The 21,457-nt window shown below is 39.1% G+C and carries 21 protein-coding genes; 14 read left to right on the top strand and 7 right to left on the bottom strand.

The genetic code is table 11. From position 1 onward, the window contains the following. Positions 1–33: 33 nt before the first annotated feature. The 8 genes from ribBA to TOL5_RS00495 all read left to right on the top strand — a co-directional run bounded on the left by ribBA (position 34) and on the right by TOL5_RS00495 (position 8,070). Positions 34–1,155 carry a bifunctional 3,4-dihydroxy-2-butanone-4-phosphate synthase/GTP cyclohydrolase II gene (gene ribBA / locus TOL5_RS00530; protein ID WP_121774012.1) on the top strand — a complete coding sequence of 374 codons (1,122 nt, stop codon included), beginning with the start codon at positions 34–36 and terminating at the stop codon, positions 1,153–1,155. 101 nt (positions 1,156–1,256) lie between these two features. Further along, complete coding sequence (ribE, locus tag TOL5_RS00525; protein ID WP_004718750.1) at positions 1,257–1,727, top strand: 6,7-dimethyl-8-ribityllumazine synthase; 471 nt, start codon at positions 1,257–1,259, stop codon at positions 1,725–1,727. Positions 1,728–1,730: 3 nt separating this feature from the next. After that, the gene (gene nusB, locus TOL5_RS00520; RefSeq protein ID WP_004825937.1) at positions 1,731–2,180 is read left to right on the top strand and encodes a transcription antitermination factor NusB; all 450 of its coding nucleotides are present in this window, start codon (positions 1,731–1,733) and stop codon (positions 2,178–2,180) included. 11 nt (positions 2,181–2,191) lie between these two features. Beyond that, positions 2,192–3,109 (top strand): thiamine-phosphate kinase, encoded by a 918-nt coding sequence (gene thiL, locus TOL5_RS00515; protein WP_121774013.1) that lies wholly within the window; start codon positions 2,192–2,194, stop codon positions 3,107–3,109. Then, a complete protein-coding gene (locus TOL5_RS00510; protein ID WP_162987661.1) occupies positions 3,060–3,608 on the top strand; it encodes a phosphatidylglycerophosphatase A in 549 nt (182 codons plus the stop codon). The genes thiL and TOL5_RS00510 overlap by 50 nt, the downstream gene beginning before the upstream one ends. A 21-nt stretch (positions 3,609–3,629) precedes the next feature. Next, complete coding sequence (glmU, locus tag TOL5_RS00505) at positions 3,630–4,994, top strand: bifunctional UDP-N-acetylglucosamine diphosphorylase/glucosamine-1-phosphate N-acetyltransferase GlmU (protein ID WP_121774015.1); 1,365 nt, start codon at positions 3,630–3,632, stop codon at positions 4,992–4,994. A 12-nt stretch (positions 4,995–5,006) separates the two neighbouring features. Further along, the gene (gene glmS, locus TOL5_RS00500) at positions 5,007–6,845 is read left to right on the top strand and encodes a glutamine--fructose-6-phosphate transaminase (isomerizing) (protein WP_009585381.1); all 1,839 of its coding nucleotides are present in this window, start codon (positions 5,007–5,009) and stop codon (positions 6,843–6,845) included. 259 nt (positions 6,846–7,104) lie between these two features. Next, positions 7,105–8,070 carry a cation diffusion facilitator family transporter gene (locus TOL5_RS00495; protein ID WP_121774016.1) on the top strand — a complete coding sequence of 322 codons (966 nt, stop codon included), beginning with the start codon at positions 7,105–7,107 and terminating at the stop codon, positions 8,068–8,070. 568 nt (positions 8,071–8,638) lie between these two features. Here the strand turns inward: TOL5_RS00495 and TOL5_RS00490 are convergent. Next, positions 8,639–8,959 carry an ArsR/SmtB family transcription factor gene (locus TOL5_RS00490; RefSeq protein WP_004825867.1) on the bottom strand — a complete coding sequence of 107 codons (321 nt, stop codon included), beginning with the start codon at positions 8,957–8,959 and terminating at the stop codon, positions 8,639–8,641. Positions 8,960–9,249: 290 nt separating this feature from the next. On the opposite strand from TOL5_RS00490, the gene TOL5_RS00485 reads away from it, so the two are divergent. Beyond that, entirely contained in the window at positions 9,250–10,653 is a 1,404-nt protein-coding gene (locus TOL5_RS00485) for an amino acid permease (protein WP_058967416.1), read from the top strand. 608 nt (positions 10,654–11,261) lie between these two features. Here TOL5_RS00485 and TOL5_RS00480 read toward each other — a convergent pair. From TOL5_RS00480 to TOL5_RS00470, 3 genes are read right to left on the bottom strand one after another with little or no spacing between them, the layout of a single operon-like run. Then, positions 11,262–12,758, bottom strand: a complete 1,497-nt coding sequence (locus tag TOL5_RS00480; RefSeq protein WP_009585367.1) for a CoA-acylating methylmalonate-semialdehyde dehydrogenase — start codon at positions 12,756–12,758, stop codon at positions 11,262–11,264. A 46-nt stretch (positions 12,759–12,804) separates the two neighbouring features. Continuing rightward, positions 12,805–13,155: a cupin domain-containing protein gene (locus TOL5_RS00475; RefSeq protein ID WP_009585363.1), complete on the bottom strand. Its 351-nt coding sequence runs from the start codon at positions 13,153–13,155 to the stop codon at positions 12,805–12,807. Positions 13,156–13,173: 18 nt separating this feature from the next. After that, positions 13,174–14,562: an NAD(P)/FAD-dependent oxidoreductase gene (locus TOL5_RS00470; protein ID WP_009585380.1), complete on the bottom strand. Its 1,389-nt coding sequence runs from the start codon at positions 14,560–14,562 to the stop codon at positions 13,174–13,176. A 131-nt stretch (positions 14,563–14,693) separates the two neighbouring features. Between TOL5_RS00470 and TOL5_RS00465 the strand changes: the two genes are divergently transcribed. Continuing rightward, positions 14,694–16,136 carry a PucR family transcriptional regulator gene (locus TOL5_RS00465; RefSeq protein WP_009585376.1) on the top strand — a complete coding sequence of 481 codons (1,443 nt, stop codon included), beginning with the start codon at positions 14,694–14,696 and terminating at the stop codon, positions 16,134–16,136. A gap of 49 nt (positions 16,137–16,185) precedes the next feature. Here TOL5_RS00465 and TOL5_RS00460 read toward each other — a convergent pair whose 3' ends face one another. Continuing rightward, on the bottom strand, positions 16,186–16,452 hold the full coding sequence (locus TOL5_RS00460; RefSeq protein ID WP_162987662.1) for a DUF4031 domain-containing protein: 267 nt from the start codon (positions 16,450–16,452) through the stop codon (positions 16,186–16,188). 105 nt (positions 16,453–16,557) lie between these two features. Between TOL5_RS00460 and TOL5_RS00455 the strand changes: the two genes are divergently transcribed. Together TOL5_RS00455 and TOL5_RS00450 are read left to right on the top strand one after the other, a co-directional pair. Beyond that, a complete protein-coding gene (locus TOL5_RS00455) occupies positions 16,558–17,076 on the top strand; it encodes a GNAT family N-acetyltransferase (protein ID WP_046760201.1) in 519 nt (172 codons plus the stop codon). Further along, the gene (locus TOL5_RS00450) at positions 17,073–17,546 is read left to right on the top strand and encodes a DUF523 domain-containing protein (protein WP_046760202.1); all 474 of its coding nucleotides are present in this window, start codon (positions 17,073–17,075) and stop codon (positions 17,544–17,546) included. The genes TOL5_RS00455 and TOL5_RS00450 overlap by 4 nt, the downstream gene beginning before the upstream one ends. A gap of 60 nt (positions 17,547–17,606) precedes the next feature. Here TOL5_RS00450 and TOL5_RS00445 read toward each other — a convergent pair whose 3' ends face one another. Together TOL5_RS00445 and pncA are read right to left on the bottom strand one after the other, a co-directional pair. Beyond that, the gene (locus tag TOL5_RS00445) at positions 17,607–18,560 is read right to left on the bottom strand and encodes a bile acid:sodium symporter family protein (RefSeq protein ID WP_005035029.1); all 954 of its coding nucleotides are present in this window, start codon (positions 18,558–18,560) and stop codon (positions 17,607–17,609) included. A gap of 97 nt (positions 18,561–18,657) precedes the next feature. Then, positions 18,658–19,299 carry a bifunctional nicotinamidase/pyrazinamidase gene (gene pncA, locus TOL5_RS00440; protein ID WP_042087787.1) on the bottom strand — a complete coding sequence of 214 codons (642 nt, stop codon included), beginning with the start codon at positions 19,297–19,299 and terminating at the stop codon, positions 18,658–18,660. Between the two features lie 627 nt (positions 19,300–19,926). Between pncA and dapA the strand changes: the two genes are divergently transcribed. Continuing rightward, positions 19,927–20,823, top strand: coding sequence for a 4-hydroxy-tetrahydrodipicolinate synthase (gene dapA / locus TOL5_RS00435; RefSeq protein WP_004825854.1), 897 nt, complete (start codon positions 19,927–19,929; stop codon positions 20,821–20,823). 15 nt (positions 20,824–20,838) lie between these two features. Further along, entirely contained in the window at positions 20,839–21,447 is a 609-nt protein-coding gene (locus TOL5_RS00430) for a hypothetical protein (RefSeq protein ID WP_009585430.1), read from the top strand. Positions 21,448–21,457 lie beyond the last annotated feature (10 nt).

The raw sequence follows: 21,457 nt of genomic DNA, 5'->3' as shown, positions 1-21,457 counted from the left end.
ATGTCACACGACAGAACAAAAAGGTGAAGGTTGATGCCGCTCAATACCGTTGAAGAGCTTGTAGCAGATATCCGTGCAGGGAAAATGGTTATCCTGATGGATGACGAAGATCGTGAAAATGAAGGCGATTTGGTGATTGCTGCAACACATGTACGTCCTGAAGACATCAACTTTATGATTACACATGCACGTGGTCTAGTGTGCTTGACCTTGAGTCGTGATCGCTGTAAGCAATTGGATTTACCGTTGATGGTCGATCACAACGGTGCTCAACACAGCACAAACTTCACGCTTTCAATTGAAGCGGCAAACGGTATTACAACAGGCATTTCCGCGGCAGAACGTGCACATACCATTCAGACTGCGGTTGCTGCACATGCCAAACCTTCTGATATTGTACAACCAGGTCATATTTTCCCATTGATGGCTCAACCAGGTGGTGTACTTCACCGTGCTGGGCATACCGAAGCAGGTTGTGACCTATCTCGTTTGGCAGGCTTAGAACCAGCTTCAGTGATCTGCGAAATCATCAATGAAGACGGTACAATGGCACGTCGTCCAGATCTCGAAGTGTTTGCAGAAAAACATGGTTTGAAAATTGGCACGATTGCAGACCTCATCCATTATCGGATGACCAATGAACAAACGGTAGAACGTTTGGATCAGCAAAACATTGATACTGAATATGGAACATTTGATCTTTACCGTTACCGTGAAATCGGTAACCCAGATATTCATTTGGCTTTGGTGAAAGGTGAACCTAAACAAGGTGTAACCACTGTACGTGTACACGGTTTCAATCCTGCTCGCGACTTACTTAAACTGAATAAAAAAGATGGTGAGCCTGCGTGGAATCTAGATAAAGCACTGAAAACGATTGCCCATAGTGATCGTGGTGTATTGGTCTGGATCGGGCAACGTCATTTATCTGATTTAGGTCCAGCGTTAGAAGCATTGGGCAAACCAAAGCCGACCAAATCAAATGCCGCACTTTCTCAGCAATATCAAACGATTGGTGTAGGTGCTCAGATTTTACGTGATTTAGGCGTAGAAAAAATGAAGTTGCTAAGCTCGCCACTCCGTTTCAATGCATTATCAGGATTTAATCTGGAAGTGGTTGAGTATATTACCGCTGAACAAGAGATTGATTCATAATTGTTTCAATTGACCTCTTTGATTTGGGTGATTCCATGAAAGAAAGCATTTGATCAAAGAAATCTGTAAAATAACTTATCTGTAAAATTATCGAGGTTGCTATGGCGATTCGCCGAATTGAAGGTTTATTACATCTCGCGAGCGAAGACCGTTACGCGATTTTAGTTGGTCGTTTTAACAGCTTTGTTGTTGAACATTTATTAGAAGGTGCAATTGATACATTGCATCGTCATGGTGTAAGCGACGATAATATCACTGTCGTTCATGCACCTGGCGCATGGGAACTTCCTGTTGTCGCTAAAAAACTTGCAGCTTCAGGTAAGTTTGATGCCGTGATCGCACTTGGCGCAGTGATTCGTGGAAGTACACCACATTTCGACTTCGTTGCAGGTGAATGTGCCAAAGGTTTAGGTGTAGTTGGTTTAGATACTGGTTTACCTGTAATTAATGGTGTATTGACTACGGATAGTATTGAACAGGCGATTGAACGCTCTGGTACAAAAGCAGGTAATAAAGGTGGTGAAGCTGCCCTTACTGCAATTGAAATGGTTAACCTGTTAAAGGCAATTTAAAGCATGTCGCAAACACTCCAAGCTACTTATGCAGCGAAACGTAAAGCACGTCGCTTTGCTGTACAAGGGATTTATGAATGGCAAATGAGCCACAACCCAGTGCATGAAATCGAAGCACGTACACGTGCTGAAAATGCTATGCATAAAGTGGATCTGAGCTATTATCATGAGTTGCTCACTACTGTGATCGCAAACCATGAAGCATTGGATGCTTTACTCATTCCAGTACTTGATCGTGAGATTGATGCATTAGACGGTGTAGAACTTGCTACATTGCGTTTAGGCGCATATGAACTCAAAGATCATCTTGAAATTCCATATCGCGTGGTACTGGATGAAGCCATTGAATTGGCAAAACACTTTGGTGGTGCGGACAGTCACAAATACATCAATGGTGTATTAGACCGTTTAGCAACAAGCCTGCGTGAAGCAGAAAAACAACAAGCGAAATAAGTTGTTTTTACATGGCTGAGTTTTCAATTATTGAACGCTATTTCAATCGTCAGCAACAGTCTGATGTTGATTTAGGTGTTGGAGATGACTCAGCCCTGCTCACCCCGCCTTTAAATCACCAACTGGTGATTTGCACAGATACACTTGTCGCAGGACGGCATTTCCCCTTAGATACTTCTGCCCATGCCATTGGTTGGAAATCTGTCGCTGTCAATCTTTCAGACATTGCTGCCATGGGTGCAAAACCGCATAGCATTCTTCTGGCATTGAGCTTAGCCCAAATCGATCATGACTGGCTAAAAGATTTTAGTCAGGGCTTATATGATTGTTGTGATCAATTTGGGGTACGTTTAATTGGTGGTGACACCACACAAAGCCCTCAGTTGACCATCACCGTAACCGCACTTGGCTGGATTGAAACTGGTCAAGCTGTGACGCGTGCGCAAGCACAAGTGAATGATCTGATTGTGGTCAGTGGTTCTATAGGTGATGCCGCATTTGCACTACAACATTTAGGGCATCCCCTTCAACAACGTCTAGACTACCCAACGCCTCGTTGTGAACTTGGCGCAATGCTCAAAGGTTTAGCGTCAAGCATGATTGATGTTTCAGATGGCTTAGCTCAAGACCTTGGGCACATCTTGGACGCTTCTAAGGTCGGTGCTAAAATTAATTTAAATCAACTCCCGATTAATCCTGCTTTAAGGGATTTAAGTGAAAATCAGCAATGGAAATATGCTTTGGCTGGCGGAGATGACTATGAATTATGCTTTACAATAAGTATGCAAAATTATGATAAACTTTTGCAATTACAACCCAATGTAAGCACTACAATTATTGGAAAAGTTACACAACAATGTGGCATTGCATTTGAGAAAGATGGCTCAGACCATTCATTGCAACTTCAAGGGTACCAACACTTTGCATAAACCTCCGATTGTCTTTAAAAATATGACATGGGCAGAACGCTTTATTGTGTTCTGTGGTGTAGGCTTTGGTTCTGGTTTAGCACCCAAAGCACCAGGCACTTTTGGCTCTGCTTTTGCCCTATTGTTTATCCCCATTTGGCTTGCAATTGGCTTTTATGGCGCCATATTGGCAATCATCATTATGTCTTTGGTCGGCATCTGGATTTGTGGAAAAACAGCAGACATTATTCATGTGCATGATGATGGTCGAATCGTTTGGGATGAGTTTGCAGGGCAATCTATTACATTTCTTCCCTTGATCTATATTGGACAAATGAATTGGATATGGGTGGTGGTTGGATTTGCATTGTTCCGCTTATTTGATGTTTGGAAACCTTGGCCAATTCGCATTATTGATGAAAAAGTCGATGGCGGTTTTGGCATCATGTTCGACGACATTATTGCAGGGGTCTGGGCAGCAATATGTATCATGATTTATTTATATTTTAAAATGGCTTAAGCCAGATCTGTTAGGTGTGATATGTCTACAACTGTGATCATTCTTGCGGCGGGTAAAGGAACGCGTATGCGCTCAAGTTTACCGAAGGTACTTCAACCTTTAGCAGGACGTCCATTACTCGGTCATGTAATTGAAACAGCAAAACAATTACAAGCAAAAAATATTATTACCATTTTTGGGCATGGCGGTGATCTGGTTCAACAGGCATTTGCACAAGAAAACGTTGAATGGGTAGAACAAACTGAGCAATTGGGTACAGGGCATGCCGTTAAAGTGACCTTACCTGTTTTACCTAAAGATGGAATTTCGTTAATCCTTTCTGGTGATGTACCTTGTGTGCAACACATTACCTTGCAACGTTTAATCGATGTGTCCACGACAACAGGTATTGGCTTAGTTACATTGACGCTTGAAGATTCAACCGGTTATGGACGTATTGTTCGTAAAGATGGAAAAATTCAAGCAATCGTTGAACATAAAGACGCTTCTGAAGAACAACGCCAGATTAAAGAAATTAACACAGGTATTTACTGTGTCAGCAATGCCAAACTGCATGAATGGTTACCTCAACTCAGTAATGACAATGCGCAAGGTGAATACTACCTGACTGACATCGTTGCAATGGCATTGACTGACGGAATGGAAATTGCCTCAATTCAACCTGAATTGGCATTTGAAGTTGAAGGCGTTAATGATCGTATCCAACTTGCAGCTTTAGAAAGAGAATTCCAAAATCATCAAGCCAAACAATTGATGCAACAAGGTGTGCATTTAATCGATCCATCACGTTTTGACTTACGTGGTCAACTCAGTGTAGGTAATGATGTTCGTATCGATATCAATGTGATTATCGAGGGCAATTGTAGCTTTGGTGATGGTGTTGAAATCGGTGCAGGCTGTGTGATTAAAAATACTCAAATCTCTGCAGGCACTAAAGTTCAAGCGTATAGCGTATTTGAAGATGCTGTGGTGGGTTCGAATGTATTGATTGGTCCATTTGCACGCCTTCGTCCAGGCGCTCAACTCGCAGACGAAGTGCATATTGGAAACTTTGTAGAAGTTAAAAACTCCACAGTTGGTCTAGGCTCAAAAGCAAATCATTTTACCTATTTAGGTGATGCCGAAATTGGTGCAGGCTCCAATATTGGTGCAGGTACCATCACCTGTAACTATGATGGTGCCAATAAGCACAAAACAATCATTGGTGATAATGCCTTTATCGGCACCAATAATTCTCTGGTTGCCCCAATCAAGATTGGTCATGGCGCAACCACAGGTGCTGGTTCTGTGATTACCCATGACGTCGCTGACAACAGTCTTGCATTTGAACGTGCAAAACAAATTTCTAAAGAAAATTATCAACGTCCCCAAAAGGTCAAGAAATAAGAGGATATTAATATGTGTGGTATTGTTGGTGGCGTTGCTGAACGAAGCATTACAAATATTTTAATTGAAGGTCTAAAGCGCCTTGAATATCGTGGTTATGACTCTGCTGGTGTTGCCCTTGTTGACCAAGGTCAAATCTTGCGTGAACGTCGTGTTGGTAAAGTTGCCAATTTAGAAGGGGCAATTTCTGAATCAAATATTTTAGGTTCCCTGGGTATTGCGCACACGCGTTGGGCAACTCACGGTAAACCTACTGAAAATAATGCCCATCCACATATTTCTGGGCATGTGGCTGTTGTACATAATGGTATTATTGAAAATTACCAAGAACTCAAAGATGATCTTGAAGCACTTGGTTATGTATTCACTTCACAAACAGACACTGAAGTTGTTGCACATTTAATTTCTGAAGCACTCAAATCAACGCCAAGTTTACTGAAAGCAGTTGAAGAGGTTGTTCCTCAACTGAAAGGTGCTTATGCATTGGGTATCGTACATACTGATTTTCCTGATGAATTGATCGCTGTGCGTGAAGGTTCACCTTTAGTCATCGGTGTAGGTATTGGCGAAAACTTTATCAGTTCTGATCAATTGGCGCTTTTACCTGTCACCAATCGTTTTATTTATCTTGAAGAAGGTGATATTGCACGTTTAACCCGTGAAACTATTGAGGTTTTTGTTAAAGATCAATTGGTTAAGCGTCCTGTTAAGGAGTTAGATGCCGCAGTAAGCAATGCATCAAAAGGTGAATACAAACATTATATGCTCAAAGAAATCTATGAGCAGCCTGAAGCAATTCAGCAAACCATTTCTCAAGCCTTAAATGGCAATGCATTGCGTGAAGACTTTTTACAAAATGCTGAAGTTGATTTTAAAAATGTCCAACAAATTCAAATTCTTGCTTGTGGAACCAGCTACCATGCGGGGATGATTGCAAAATATTGGTTTGAACAACTGATCGATTTGCCATGCCAAGTTGAAATTGCCAGCGAGTTCCGTTATCGCTCGCCAGTGATTGTAGCAAACACCCTGTATATCTGTATTTCACAATCAGGTGAAACAGCGGATACTTTAGCCGCCTTGCGTGACACCCAAAAACGCGCGCAGGCAAAAGGCTTAAATATTTGCACCATGACCATTTGTAACGTTGCAACATCGTCAATGGTTCGTGAAACCAACCATCATCTTTTAACCCTTGCTGGTCCTGAAATTGGTGTTGCTTCAACCAAAGCATTTACCACTCAGCTTGCAGCTTTGATGTTGTTAGCGCTAAAACTGGGTCAAGTTAAACAAAGCATCAGTGCAGAATCTATTGAACAAATTACCTCTGCGTTATGGCATATTCCAAAGGTTATTCTTGATACCTTACAAAATGATGCAGAAATTTTACGTTTATCAGACCTGTTCAAAGAGAAACAACACTGTTTATTCTTGGGTCGCGGTACAGAATTCCCGATCGCTTTGGAAGGTGCTTTAAAGCTTAAAGAAATTTCATATATCCATGCTGAAGGTTATGCTGCTGGCGAATTGAAACATGGTCCATTGGCTTTGGTTGACAATGATATGCCTGTGGTTATTCTTGCACCGAATGATGATATGTTGGATAAACTCAAATCCAACATGGAAGAAGTTCAAGCGCGTGGCGGTGAATTATTTGTGTTTGCCGATGAGAACAGTGGAATCGTCAATAAAGATCGCCAACATGTTGTTAATGTACCTGCAGTCAACGGATGGTTAGCGCCGATTGTTTATAGTGTGCCAGTACAGTTGTTGTCTTATCATGTTGCTGTTTTACGTGGTACTGACGTAGACCAACCGCGTAATTTGGCTAAATCTGTCACTGTTGAATAATTCATGTTTTAGATATTGAGTATATGTATCTGATTGATAAAATCTAATATATACCCATAGTAAAAGATCCACACAATTCATGCATGAAAATGGCATGGATGTGTGGTTTTTTTTATAAAAGACTATATAGATAGAAGTACATCAGACTTTAAATATTTTGATCAATAATAAAATAGAACAGTTAACATAAACATATTTGACAAAATAAACATATGAACATATATTCATATGTAAGCAATTTAATAATGTAGAGGTCCTTATGGGACATAATCACAATCATATCCATAACAGCCATAGCGATCATGACCATGCGCCTGAAGCGAATGGTGGAAATGAAAAAAAAATTCTAATTTCATTTTTCATTATTTTTAGTTTCATGCTCGTCGAAGCTGCAGGAGGAATCATATCTGGTTCACTGGCACTTCTTGCGGATGCAGGACATATGATGACAGATGCACTTGCATTAGGCTTAGCTTACGCAGCCTTTCGCTTTGGTCGCCGCACCGCAGATAAATCCCGTACTTTTGGTTATATGCGATTCGAAGTGATTGCAGGGTTAATCAATTCTCTAACTTTGTTTGGGATTGTGGGTTGGATCGTTTATGAAGCTGTTGTACGCTTTCAATCACCTCAACCCGTTCTTGCGGGACCCATGTTCATTGTGGCTATTATCGGAATGTTGGTAAATATCTTTGTATTATGGTATCTGACACGTAATGACACAGATCATGTGAATGTTAAGGGTGCAATTCTCCATGTGATGGGTGATTTATTGGGTTCTGTTGCTGCAATTATCGCGGCGATTGTGATCTGGTACACAGGTTGGACCCCTATTGATCCTATTTTGTCTGTTCTTGTCTCATTACTGGTATTACGTAGCGCATGGGCATTGTTTAAACAAACCATTCATATCCTATTAGAAGGTGCTCCTGCAAATGCCAATACTACAGATATCACCACGCACTTATTAAAATCTGTTCAAGGCATTCAGAAAATTAGCCATATTCATGTGTGGATGATCACATCTGGAAGAGCAATGGCAACATTACACGTCCAACCTAAAGCGGGTGTAGATATCAAGACCCTCACCGAACAAATTGAACATGAATTAAAAACCAAATTTGATATTGAACATCCCACTGTTGCCATTGATTGGCAAGGCGATAGCTCATGCAGCCTTGAAAAGCCTGTCAAAATTGATCCTCATGCTGGGCATAGTCACTAAGTTCTGCATCAATCAACCACAAAACGCCACAAGGGAGTTATATTAACCATGTGGCGTTAACGTTCAAACTTAGGATCTATGTTTTGAAGCGTCTTTGTTTATTCTTCGTGTTTAAATCCAACTCAAAAATATGAATAAAAATAAAGATTCAAATCAAGAAAACTAGTATAACATAGTCAATCAATTCAAAAATCATACAGTAAATATAAACTTTAGGTAAATAAAATCAATATGATACATATTATTTGACGGTATAAAGCTTGCAATACCACCCTATGCTTCTAAAGTTTGAATCGATTTGCGTAAGCGATGCTTTACTTTTCACAGATGAAAAGATAACAAAAATCCTTTGTTTGACAGGGATCTTGCGCTGCAAACAAAGCAGTGCTTTGTTTTTGCTCATATCGCACTTAACCGACGGCGGCAACCATGCCACCAACCGCAATAGCGATGTCTGGTAAAATTTACTGATGAAAAAAGCAATGCCCTTTTCATTTAAATTAGGATGAACTCATGTTAAGTGAATCATATTGATTGGTATAATTTTCTAAAGACTAGAATACCGAAATTAACCACACTGCTCTTCTGCAATATGTTTTGCCATATCAGACAAAACATGGCTCACATGTGTATCGGCAATTTCATACAAGACTTGCTTCGCCTGACGTTCACTTTTAACTAAGCGCGCTGAACGCAATAACCGTAAATGGTGGCTGACTAAGGATTGAGACAAGTCCAGTGCCTCACAAATATCACCTACAGGGCTAGGTCCACGCATACAGAACATAAGAATTCTCAGACGTGACGCATCACCTAAAAGCCGAAAAGTTTCAGCCAGAATAATAATGTCGTCCTGTGATATTTCTGTTGGACCTTCTTTAACACTCATATTTCTGTCATTGTTCATCATTGATCGTCGTCAAAGATTCTACCCTTGCGCTCCTCATCAGAACAAGACTTAATATCGAGAAAGAAATCTTTCTGTGGACGTGAATTTAATCACCATTAATCAACTATACCCCTTAACTTAAAATGAATGATGCCAAACTTAATCCCTCTTCATACATTTATATGAAAGCCACAGGCAAATTCATCTTTTTTTCATATAGGAAATGGTTTCTTACCATGCTTATTATTTGCATACATGGAGTTAAAAGTATAATCATAGAGGAACTAAAAATGCCTATTCATACGGAACATGATCCCCGGTTAAAATCAGTACTTAAAACACGCCACATTAGCATGCTAGCCCTTGGAGGTGTAATTGGGGCTGGCTTGTTTGTCGGTTCTAGTTCAGTAATAGCTGCAGCAGGTCCAGCAGCTTTCATCTGCTATGCTATCACAGGAATAATGGTTGGGCTGATTATGAGAATGCTTGGCGAAATGGCAGCAGCTCACCCTTCCAAAGGCTCGTTTGTGGATTTTTCCCGATTAGCCTTTGGTAATCTTGCAGGATTCTCAACAGGATGGCTTTATTGGTATTTCTGGGTTGTTGTCGTTGGCTTTGAAGCAGTTGTTGGTGGACAAATTATTAATCAATGGTTGCCACATATTCCAGTTTGGATTATCTCGCTAGCGCTGTTAATACTTATGACTTCTCTTAACTTATTATCAGTAAGTTCATTTGGTGAGGCAGAGTACTGGTTTGCTGGAATTAAAGTAGCAGCAATTATTGTATTCTTAGTTATAGTCGGTGCATATGTATTTAAAGTATGGCCAAATTCAACAGCTTCTTTTTCTAATTTGACTCAGCATGGCGGTTTCTTGCCACATGGCACATTAGCACTATTTTCTGGAGTTGTTTCAGTAATATTCTCAATGAGTGGGGTAGAAGTTGCTACAATCGCTGCTGCAGAATCCGATAATCCCACTAAAAATATACGTCGTGCTGTAAATACTGTGATGGCGCGTATCTTAGTCTTTTTTGTGTTATCTACACTATTCATTGTTGTTGCTCAACCTTGGACTAGTATTATTCCTGGCAAATCCCCATTTGTCGCTACACTTGAAAAAATCGGCATTCCTGGTGCTGGTACAATATTGACAATCGTTATACTAGTTGCTGTTTTATCTGTGCTAAACGCAGGTTTATACACTGCTTCTCGTTTATTACATGTGTTAAGTTCAAATAATGAAGCTCCAAGCTGGTTAGCAAGAAAAAATAAGCGCGGTGTACCAGTTTTGGGGGTCCTCACCTCTACTTTAGTGGGATATGGATGTGTTGTAATTGCGGCATTGTGGCCAGACACTGCATTCCAGTTTTTACTTGATTCATCTGGTGCTCTATTTCTATTTATATATTTAGTGATTTGCTTATCACAGTTAAAATTACGAAAAAAATGGATACAGGAAGGAACTTTAACGTTTAAGATGTGGTTGCATCCTTGGTTACCGTTATTTGTAACTCTATGCATCATCGCTGTTTTAGTTAGTATGGGGATCAATCCAGCTACACGACTTAGCTTATTACAGTCCATAATTGCAATCTTTGTTATTGTTATTGCATACTTCGCTATGAAAATTGTTAGCCCCAATAAGGCATCACAGGTCCAACAAATTAATTCTGTAAGACACACTAAATAATTAGAATCCTCTTGTATTGTTGAGTGAATAAATCTCGGTATACCAATACCGAGATTTTAATTTCCAAATCAATAATTAAAACTATACTTATATATAAAAGCTTTATGACAGCGATTGTCCCCTTCCCCTAATATCGAAGTAGACACATTTTTGCTGGTTGAACGTATTACTTAATGACTAGAACTACTTGGATATTAATGTGACTTTTCCAAAGCTACCTCATGTTGATAATAATCCTGAGTTGACCTCATCCAAATTGCTAGAGTTGTGTAAAGATAAAAGTATAAGAATCGTACATATAATCAAGGAAGCTACAAAAATGTTTTATTGAATGATTCATTCAGGAAGGGCGTTCTCGATACTTATTTATTTGAAAACCTGACATAGGTTAGAGAAATAGTGTAGTTATAACGTTTGTATAATAATGAGCAGCGACCACATTAGAGGTAAGATAATTTACTCACTACAGTTTTTAGAAAAGAACTGGAAAGCTCAAGTTTAGAATTCTCTCATTAATGGGAAAGCAGAAAATGTTTACTTAATTCAAGAAAAATGGCTTAAACATCAAGAGGTTTAAGCCATTCAACTATTTTGTATTATTATTCAAACTATAAGGTAGGCATTGAAAATTGAGCACCTTCTCGTATTTGTGCAGTTGGCCAACGCTGAGTGATCGTCTTGCGGCGAGTGAAGAAACGTACGCCGTCTGGACCATACATAAATAAATCACCAAATAATGAACGCTTCCAGCCACCGAAACTTTGATAAGCTACTGGCACAGGCAGTGGAATATTAATACCAACCATACCAACTTGAATGTTATCTGCAAAATAACGAGCAGCTTCTCCATCTCTAGTATAAATACAGGTACCATTCCCATACTCATGTTCATTGATTAATTCCATTGCTTCCTGCATTGTCTTAACACGCATAACCTGAAGTACTGGGCCGAAGATCTCTGCCTGATAACTACTCATGTCTTTGGTAACCCCATCGATCAATGTAGCCCCGACATAAAAACCATTTTCGTAATCTGAATGAACGAGATCTGAACCATCTACACAAATAGTAGCTCCTTGCTGCTCAGCACTCTTAATATGTCCAATAACTTTGGTTTTATGTTCTACGGTAATTACAGGTCCAAAATCATTTTGTTTATCTGAATGAATACCTACTTTTAAACCTGCCATCGCATCTTTTAAAGCTGCAATCATTTTGTCAGCAATTTCATCACCAACTGCAACCGCAACAGATAGAGCCATACATCGCTCGCCAGAAGAACCAAAAGCAGCTCCTAATAAGGAATTCACGACATTATCTAAATCTGCATCAGGCAAAACAATTGCGTGATTCTTCGCACCGCCAAGAGCTTGGCAACGCTTACCATTGGCGGTAGCAGTTCTATAAATATATTCAGCAATTGGAGTAGACCCCACAAAACTTACTGCCTGAATGTCTTTATTAACCAAAATAGCATCTACAGCTTCTTTGCCACCATTTACTACGTTAAGTACACCATCAGGTAAACCAGCTTCTTTTAACAACTGAGCAATATATAAAGTCGCACTAGGATCCCGTTCAGAAGGTTTTAGGACAAAAGTATTTCCACATACAATTGCCATTGGGAACATCCATAGCGGAACCATTACAGGAAAATTGAATGGTGTAATACCCGCAACCACACCTAGTGGATGAAATTCACTCCACGAATCAATATTTGGACCAACATTACGACTATGTTCGCCTTTCAATAATTCAGGCGCACCACATGCATATTCGACATTCTCAATACCACGCTGTAATTCTCCAGCTGCATCATGAATAATTTTCCCATGCTCTTCGCCAATTAAACGACAAATTTCAGCACTATTTTGCTCTAGTAATTCTTTAAATTTAAACATGATGCGAGCACGTTTTAGTGGAGGTGTTTTACTCCATGATGGAAATGCTGCTTTAGCTGAAGCGACTGCTTCATCGATTGTTTTAGCTCCACCTAAACTTACTTGCTTACTGATCTCACCTGTTGATGGATTGAATACTGGTTGAGTATTGCTTTCATCTACAACTACTTCGCCATTGATAAAATGTCCAACGATTTGGCTCATTTGATTCTCCTTAACTTTAGATATTTTCCTTAAGGAAATGATTGAATTAATAAATTGTGAATATTTTTCGAACTGTTTCAGTAACATCCCAACGACCTGTCCAGCCAACAGGTAGAATTATTAAATCGCCTTCACTTACAGAAATGGCCTCACCTGTCTTGTCATCAGTTAGAGTTGCTTTACCTGAAATAATGTAGCAAAACTCGGTATCCTTTCTGTCGATAACAGGCCATCCTCCTGGTTGACACTCCCAAATCCCTAAATTCCCTTGAGCATTAGGTGCAAGAGTTTGAACTCCTAATTGAGGGTTTCCACTATCAGCGCCAGCACGTAAACCTGCAGCAGGTAAGTTACCGTTTTCAATTTCATCGCGCTTAACAATAGTCATACTTGTCATATAGTTACTCCTTTAGAATTAATGAGCGCCAGTCAATGCTTCTAGTGCAGATGCAACTGTAGAAGGACGGTTAGTCATGTTTTCTTCTTTATCGGCAAACGCCGTTGCAGATAAACCAAAATTAATCCCCATCCATCGTAAAGGCTCAGGTTCCCATAAAGGAGAAGCATGATTTACGATTGGCAGCTTATTAATTGGTTCTGAAATATTCAAAATTAAGTTCTTAAGAATTCGTCCTGAAAGGTTACTCATCGCGACGCCATCCCCAACATAATGGCCACCCCAAGCAATACCAGTATTCTGATCAAAACCTACAGATGGTGACCAATCGCGGGCAACCCCAAGTGCTCCGCCCCATCGATGAGTTATTTTTAAACTGCTTAAAGTTGGGAAAAAATCATTAATAGTGCTACGGATACTTTCATGAACGTTATCAACAAGATCAAATTCAGGTGAAATTGTTGAACCATAGTGATAAGGTGCGCCACGCCCACCAAAAATCAACCGTCCATCAGCAGTCATTTGTGCATAGACACGCAAATGCCTCATATCATTAAAAGCTAACCTATGGTTTAACTTCAGATCATTTCTTACAGATGCAGGAATTGGTTCGGTGGCCAGTACTAATGAATACAAAGGAATAATTGATCGTTTATATCCATCTAATTGGCATGAATAACTTTCTGTAGCTTTTACAATAATAGGCGCTTTAACTTTGCCTGTTAGAGTCGTAACTTGCCCAGAATTTATATGTGTTACAGCACTTTTCTCATAAATTTTAGCACCTAATTTTTCTACAGTTTTAGCCAAACCTCTAACAAGCTTACCTGGATGAATTACAGCACAATGTGGCGTATAAATTGCCCCCAATGCATTAGAAACATTAATCTTTGATCTTGTTGCTTTAGCATCAAGGAAATACCATTGGTCAGGTAAACCAAAATCTTTCGAAGCCTTAACTGAAGATTTTGCACGCTGTAGTTGGGCCTGTGTTCGAGCAATTGATAAAAATCCGTCTTTAGAATAATTTGCATCAATACCTTCTAATTGAAGAACTTGACCAATTTCATCTACTGTCTCATTCATAATTTGCTGTAAAAACAGTGCACTTTGATGAGATGAATTTTTTGCTACTTTAGACAGTGAAATTGGAAATATGGCAGAAGCCCAACCGCCATTACGACCTGATGCTCCAAATCCAGCATGTTCACGCTCTAAAATTACAACGCTAAGAGAAGGTAATGCTCTAAGTAAATAATACGCAGTCCATAAGCCTGTGTAACCAGCTCCAATAATGACTATATCAGCATCAACTTCAGTATTTAACGATGGTCTTTCATCAGTTTTTTTATACCAATATGGAATATTTGGTAATTTGATGAGCTCATCCCTAAGTGCTTCATTCATTTGTTATTCCTCAAACATTTTTAGTATTGATTGAGGATGTTAAGCCCATGTTGAGCACGATTCTATTGGTAAGATAAGTATAAAAACTGCTATCTTTTATACAAATGTATGATGAAAAAAGTAGGATGCTTATGATTACTATTGATGAATTGGTAAAAAACAATAATTTAGGTCTAACTTTTAAATCTGGTAGATCAGGCGGCAAACGAATAGTAAAATGGGCTCATGCTGTAGATTTACCAGATCCTTGGCATTGGATATCTCCTGGCACCCTCGTGATGACCACTGGTGGTGGTTTACCAATTGAACCAATTGAACAGATAGAATGGTTACGTCAGCTCGCTGAAGCTCAAGCGAGTGCCATTGTTATTGCCCCTAGAGATTTTTCACCTTCTATTACTCAGGAGATGCTTGATGAAGCAAGTGATTTGGGATTTCCAATATTAGGAGCTAGTTTTGATTTAGAGTTTTTAAGATTAGCGCGTTTGGTCATTGAAAGCGTTTTACAAGCTCAGAGAGACCGTTTTGATGCAGGAAATAAGTTATTTCAAGTCTATACTGATGCGTTATGGGAAAGTTCACAATTAGATGAACGACTACAGATTATCGAACAAAAGTTATCTTTAAATTTACAAATCTTAGATAATGAAACTCTCACTCCTATTTTTAATTTTAATTTTCCAGTACCAAAAGATAATATTACATATAGTGTAAAAATACCGGGTAGAACCCAAACCACTTTAAATATTATTAATAAAGAGTCACGTTTTTTTGATGAGACATTTTTACCACGCATATTAGCTGGCTTACTGAGTATTGAGCTAGAACGTGAAATGATAGACCGTGATGGAATTCGAGAAGAAGGTGAAGCTTTATTTGATGACTTGTTAAATGGGGAAATTGAGTTTGGTGCTGCAAAAATTATGTTAGAAAGACGTGGCTTACTAGGTAAATTAGTTACTATTGCAATTATTCCCTCAAATAAAGGATCTCGCCAATACACAAATATCCATCATATACCTGAATTTTATAAAATTTATCCATTATTTTCTCGTGATGAAAATAGAATATTTGCAGTACTTCCTGACGATAGTAATTTATTAAATGCGCTTATTAATTGTTTTGGAAAGGGGACAAAAATAGGCATAAGTAGCCCAATTACAGCAATGCTTGGTTTCAAAGAAAGTATTTTCCAGTCATGTTTAGCTTTAGGAAGAATCAAAGAAAGCCAAACCGATTTAATTCACTACAACCATCTAGATTTAGAACTAGCCTTAGGTCCTAAGACTGTTGCAGAAGCAAGAGCTGTTGTTGGTCATTATTTTGGTCGTATTTTAGAATATGAACAAACTAACTCCCTACCATTGCTCAAAACCTTAGCCGTATTTTTAAAATATGATGGCAATTGGAAGGTAACCGCTTCTAAATTAGATATTCATCGGCAAACACTAGTCTATAGATTGAAAGTTATAGAAGAATTAACAGGCATAAAGCCCACAACAAGCTTAGGTATTACTCGTTTTTGGATAGCTTTAGAAGCAGCAAAAATTATTGGCATTTTAAAAGATTATTAATATTAACCATTTGATATAAATTATTTTATGACTATTCACACAACATTTATCAAGATTGATTTAATTGAAGTTTAAGCTGCTTTCCACAAGCAATAATGGTTTTCCGATCAGCATCAATTGCCCCATGCGCAATGGCGATGACCCGCATTTGCAGAGTAATATCATAATGAGGATAAGATGCAGAACGATGAAATAAACGCGAATCTATGCCTAACGTGTTTGCAAAATGGTGTAATTCCTCTAGTGTATCTGCCATGAGATGACACCATTCTTTGCCTTTAAACGGTACTTTTGCACGATCCACATAAACGCTCATAGCAACATTCATTTCCCATATTTCAGATTGATTATCACATGAAAATCATCAATGATTGAACATCGCATCAAATCATAATAAGCCATCATTTTAAGATAAAACATCATGAAAATTTACCAAGCCACGATTCTCCATGCAAATCAACTTTATGCACTAGGCAACACAACATATCGCCAACATTTTAGTGATATTTGGACAGAACAAGGATTACAAAATTTTCTCAACCAAGATTTTAGTCTTGAAAACTTATCGAAATCTCTAGCGGACCCGCAACAAATTTGGATATTGGCTGAAAATGAGCATGCTCAACTGATCGGCTACGCCAAACTCAACCTTAATCAATACCAGCCCAATTTAGCGCGTATGGGTGCTGAATTACAGAAAATTTATTTACTCAAAGATGTCATTGGAAAACATATAGCCGCACATTTAATGCAATATATGATTGAGATTGCAAATCAACATCATCAAGCCTATATCTTCTTAGAAGTGTTAAAAACCAATGCGCGTGCAAAAAAATTCTATCAAAAATTTGCCTTTACAGAACAATTAAGTCTCGACTTTAAAACTGATTTATATGATATTGGCATGGATTTAATGCAGCTCGAATTAAACTCAAGATGATCCCAAAATACCTGATCAGCGCATGTCTTGTTGGTGAAAATGTCCGTTATGATGCTCAAAACTGTTTACACGATAAACTTAAACAGTTGCTCGACAATCAACAAGCTGTTGTGATTTGCCCTGAAGTTTCAGGTGGTTTAAGTACACCTCGACCATCTGCTGAAATTGTGGGTGGTGATGGTTATTCTGTTTTATTGGGACAAGCTAGAGTACAAGATGCCAATGGTGACGATGTTTCTTCAGCATTTATTCAGGGTGCAGAAAAAACACTTAAACTTGCACAACAACATCAGGTTACACACATTATTTTAAAAGCCAATAGCCCTTCTTGCGGTTCAAATATGATTTATGATGGTTCATTCTCTGGGCAAAAAGTGCAAGGCAAAGGTGTCACGACTGCCCTCTTGGAACAACATGGATTTGTTGTACTGACTGAAGATGAGTTTTTAAAACAACTTGATAGTGAATAAATCACTGTAAATAAAAAACTAAAATTCAGCGCTCTAAATGAGCGCTAAAGTTGTACGGTACTAGGGTTTATTTTCCGACATTTTATCCGCTTTCGCTGCCCAGTATGTGGCTAAGATTGGACCCGAAATATTATGCCATAAACTGAAAATTGCGCTGGGAACAGCAGTCACAGGAGACGCAGCAAAATGAAGCGCAGCCAAGGTTACCCCTAAGCCTGAGTTTTGCATACCCACCTCAATCGCTACAGCTTTGGAATCTGGGTAAGATAAATTGAATAAACGACTTGCCCAATAGCCCAGTAAAAAACCTAGTCCGTTATGTAGAATAACCACACCAAGAATCAGCAAACCTGATTGCAAAATAGATGCCTTACTGGCAGCAATAATTGCTGCGACGATGACGACAATCGCAATTACAGAGACCAATGGCATCACTTGGATATACTGCTCAGTCTTTTGTTTGAACACACTTCTTAAGATCACACCCAAGATGATCGGGAAGATCACCACTTTAAGAATATCTATAAACATTGAACCTGCATCAATCGGAATCCATTGGCTTGCCAAAACATAGAAAATAGCAGGTGTTAAAATAGGCGCTAAAAATGTTGAAACAGAAGTACATGTGACAGATAAAGCGGTATTGCCCTTTGCCATATAAGTAATCACATTGGAAGCAGTCCCTCCTGGGCAACATCCAACGAGGATCACCCCTACAGCGATTTCCGGCGGTAAATTAAAAATCTTACAGAGAAAAAATGCTACGCTTGGCATCACCACAAAATGAGCCACCACACCGATCACCACTGCTTTTGGATTGGACAATACATTTTTAAACTCATCGACTGTCATGGTCATTCCCATCCCTAGCATAATGATGCCAAGAACCCATGGAATATAAGCTTTCATCCATACAAATGCATCGGGAAAGCATAATGCGATGAATGCAAATACAACGACCCAAAGTGCAAAAGTTTTTTGCACAAACTGACTAAAGCGTAAAATTGCTGACATTGTCCCTACCCAAATAGGTTTAAAATCAAGGCTTATCTTAAAGCATGTCGTTTAAATCAGTATCACTTTTCTCAAATGCTCAAATTTATGCAGTCATTTATGATTGAGGGTAATCAAGAATATCTTTTGAAACCATACGCTTTACGCCAGCAGCCAGCATTTCTTGCCATGCATGTTGTAATGAGCCGTGCAGATCAATTGCTTTGGTCGCATCAGAAATCACAAAGGTCTTAAAACCTAATCTAGCCGCGTCCATTGCAGTCCACGCGACGCAAAAGTCTGTCGCAATGCCAACAATATATACAGTGTCGATCTGACGTTCTCGCAAATACCCTGCCAAACCTGTTGTGGTTTTATGATCTGCTTCCATAAAGGCTGAGTAACTGTCAATGTGCGAATGAAAACCTTTACGAATAATCAATTGCGCAGTAGGAATATTTAAATCAGGATGGAATTCAGCATCCTCTGTGTCTTGCACACAATGAGAGGGCCACAGCACTTGTGGACCATAGTCCAGTTGAATGACATCATAAGCTTTATGTTGAGGATGTTGTTCAACAAAAGAAATATGGTTTGCAGGATGCCAGTCTTGTGTCAGTACAATATTGTCAAAATGATCTGCCAATTGATTGATGGTCGGTATGATTCTTTCTGCTTGGGCAACCGCTAGGTTTCCCCCTGAAGTAAAACCATTTTGCACATCGACAACAATTAAGGCGCTACGCTCAGTTTGCAACATTTCCCTATCCTTATACTGGCTAAATCTCAGCTATTCTAATGATCAATATGACACGCGTTGATGACCTAACATACAATAAAAAAGCTCACTTTTGCGAGCTTCTTATCAAAATCAAGGATTCAGTTTTGCAGCTTGATCAAATGATCTCAAAATGGTGAAGTATTTACACCATCATTGCATCTATCACCACAGCAAACTCAGCTTCAAAGTATGCCCAGTGTGTTAATAATCTGATAAGACAATTTCAATACTCGATAATAAACTCTCAATAACCCAACAACCGAATACAAAACAGTCTATAGAATGTCTTAGGGTTTTATTTTTGAAACTTAGGCTGGTATAAATTTCATGCAAGTATATATGCAAAAAATCACCTGTATTTTCAGCATAAAAAATCTAAAAATAAAATTTATTCAACTGAAATGTGAGTGAATTGTTGCTTTTTTTAAAGAATTTCCAAGCTTTGACTAAAGCATATTGTTCTGTCTCGCTGAATCAGTCATAATTTGGGTAAGCATTATGCAATCTTTCGAATGATTGCTTTTCGCTCAAATCAAAATACTGCAACCATCCCAATCCTTGTTTACTCAAACGCATGCGGATGGAAAAATAGGATATTTTTTTAAAATGACTCAGCAAGCACAGACCATTCAAGGCTCAATTGTCGCAATCGTCACCCCTATGTTTGAAGATGGCAGCGTAGATTGGAAGGGTCTCGAGAAGCTCGTTGAGTGGCACATAGAACAAGGCACTAATAGTATTGTTGCTGTCGGTACAACTGGTGAAGCATCTACTCTTAGCATGGCAGAACACACAGAAGTAATTAAAGAAATTATCCGTGTAGCCAATAAACGTATTCCAATTATTGCCGGTACTGGTGCAAACTCGACACACGAAGCGATCGAACTCACCAAAGAAGCTAAACAGCTCGGCGCAGATGCCGCACTTTTAGTGACCCCTTATTATAACAAGCCAACACAAGAAGGCTTATTCCAACATTATAAAGCAGTTGCAGAAGCTGTTGATTTACCTATCATTCTTTACAATGTTCCAGGTCGCACAGGCGTTGATTTACACAATGATACCGCCATTCGTTTAGCAGATATTCCTCAAATCGTTGGAATTAAAGATGCAACAGGCGATGTACCACGTGGTAAACAATTGATTGATGGTTTACAAGGCAAAAACATGTTGGTGTATTCTGGTGATGATGCTACAGCAAATGAACTGATGCAGTTAGGCGCAAAAGGCAATATCTCTGTGACTGCCAATATTGCTCCTAAAATCATGAGTGAACTTTGTGCAGCTGCACTTGCTGGTGATGCAAGTACTGCAAAGGTTAAAGATGACCAAGTTGCAAAATTAAACAATATTCTATTTTGCGAATCGAACCCAATTCCAGTGAAATGGGCACTTCATGAAATGGAATTGATTGGTACAGGTATTCGCTTACCGTTAACTCCACTTGCAGAAAAATACCGTGCGCCTCTGCGTGAAGAACTCAAAGCAGTAGGTCTCATTTAATAAGAGCTTAGTATTATGCAATTACGTTTAGGTTTAACTCTTGCCATTTCAGCTTTAAGTTTGGCGGGTTGTAGTTCCCTTGGAATCAATAATGGTTCTTTAGATTATAAAAATACGACCACAGTAGAGCCGCTTAAGTACCCTGAAGGTTCAACAGTTAGACCTGCAACGCCTATGTATCCAGCTCCTATTGTTGACCCGCTGGCGCTTCAGCATGCACCTAAATTTGAAAATAAAAAAGGCAATCGTTATGACGTGCCTCGCCCAGAAGTTGCTCAAGTCAACACATCAACAGATGAAAGTGCAACAAGCACTGAAACTGTGGGCAGACCTCAAATTTTAACTGACGGAAATGGCAATCCATTGATCAAAATTGATGGAAATTCTGCTACAATTTGGCAGTACACACTTGCAACCCTCAGTAGTCTAAATTATAAGCTAATCGGTCAAAGCAAAAATGCCAATGAGGCAACTGTGAAAATCGATAATTCAACTTATATACTCAGACTTAGCTCAGTAGGTTCAAGCAACACACTTGCTGTGTTTAACGCAGACAATAGTTTTGCAGATAAAGAAAAAGCTGCAGGATTATTGACCCAGATTTACCAAAACTGGCCAGCCTAGTCGTTCTAGG

The organism is Acinetobacter sp. Tol 5 (assembly GCF_019702905.1).
Taxonomy (GTDB): Bacteria; Pseudomonadota; Gammaproteobacteria; order Pseudomonadales; family Moraxellaceae; genus Acinetobacter; species Acinetobacter bereziniae.
Note: the sequence above shows the minus strand (reverse complement) of the source record. Positions and strands in the feature narration are given on the sequence as shown.

What these genes read in the sequence shown, in the direction of transcription:
- ribBA (WP_121774012.1), top strand. Translation starts at nt 34, where the DNA reads ATGCCGCTCAATACCGTTGAAGAGCTTGTAGCAGATATCCGTGCAGGG.
- ribE (WP_004718750.1), top strand. Translation starts at nt 1,257, where the DNA reads ATGGCGATTCGCCGAATTGAAGGTTTATTACATCTCGCGAGCGAAGAC.
- nusB (WP_004825937.1), top strand. Translation starts at nt 1,731, where the DNA reads ATGTCGCAAACACTCCAAGCTACTTATGCAGCGAAACGTAAAGCACGT.
- thiL (WP_121774013.1), top strand. Translation starts at nt 2,192, where the DNA reads ATGGCTGAGTTTTCAATTATTGAACGCTATTTCAATCGTCAGCAACAG.
- TOL5_RS00510 (WP_162987661.1), top strand. Translation starts at nt 3,060, where the DNA reads ATGGCTCAGACCATTCATTGCAACTTCAAGGGTACCAACACTTTGCAT.
- glmU (WP_121774015.1), top strand. Translation starts at nt 3,630, where the DNA reads ATGTCTACAACTGTGATCATTCTTGCGGCGGGTAAAGGAACGCGTATG.
- glmS (WP_009585381.1), top strand. Translation starts at nt 5,007, where the DNA reads ATGTGTGGTATTGTTGGTGGCGTTGCTGAACGAAGCATTACAAATATT.
- TOL5_RS00495 (WP_121774016.1), top strand. Translation starts at nt 7,105, where the DNA reads ATGGGACATAATCACAATCATATCCATAACAGCCATAGCGATCATGAC.
- TOL5_RS00490 (WP_004825867.1), bottom strand. Translation starts at nt 8,959, where the DNA reads ATGAGTGTTAAAGAAGGTCCAACAGAAATATCACAGGACGACATTATT.
- TOL5_RS00485 (WP_058967416.1), top strand. Translation starts at nt 9,250, where the DNA reads ATGCCTATTCATACGGAACATGATCCCCGGTTAAAATCAGTACTTAAA.
- TOL5_RS00480 (WP_009585367.1), bottom strand. Translation starts at nt 12,758, where the DNA reads ATGAGCCAAATCGTTGGACATTTTATCAATGGCGAAGTAGTTGTAGAT.
- TOL5_RS00475 (WP_009585363.1), bottom strand. Translation starts at nt 13,155, where the DNA reads ATGACAAGTATGACTATTGTTAAGCGCGATGAAATTGAAAACGGTAAC.
- TOL5_RS00470 (WP_009585380.1), bottom strand. Translation starts at nt 14,562, where the DNA reads ATGAATGAAGCACTTAGGGATGAGCTCATCAAATTACCAAATATTCCA.
- TOL5_RS00465 (WP_009585376.1), top strand. Translation starts at nt 14,694, where the DNA reads ATGATTACTATTGATGAATTGGTAAAAAACAATAATTTAGGTCTAACT.
- TOL5_RS00460 (WP_162987662.1), bottom strand. Translation starts at nt 16,452, where the DNA reads ATGAGCGTTTATGTGGATCGTGCAAAAGTACCGTTTAAAGGCAAAGAA.
- TOL5_RS00455 (WP_046760201.1), top strand. Translation starts at nt 16,558, where the DNA reads ATGAAAATTTACCAAGCCACGATTCTCCATGCAAATCAACTTTATGCA.
- TOL5_RS00450 (WP_046760202.1), top strand. Translation starts at nt 17,073, where the DNA reads ATGATCCCAAAATACCTGATCAGCGCATGTCTTGTTGGTGAAAATGTC.
- TOL5_RS00445 (WP_005035029.1), bottom strand. Translation starts at nt 18,560, where the DNA reads ATGTCAGCAATTTTACGCTTTAGTCAGTTTGTGCAAAAAACTTTTGCA.
- pncA (WP_042087787.1), bottom strand. Translation starts at nt 19,299, where the DNA reads ATGTTGCAAACTGAGCGTAGCGCCTTAATTGTTGTCGATGTGCAAAAT.
- dapA (WP_004825854.1), top strand. Translation starts at nt 19,927, where the DNA reads ATGACTCAGCAAGCACAGACCATTCAAGGCTCAATTGTCGCAATCGTC.
- TOL5_RS00430 (WP_009585430.1), top strand. Translation starts at nt 20,839, where the DNA reads ATGCAATTACGTTTAGGTTTAACTCTTGCCATTTCAGCTTTAAGTTTG.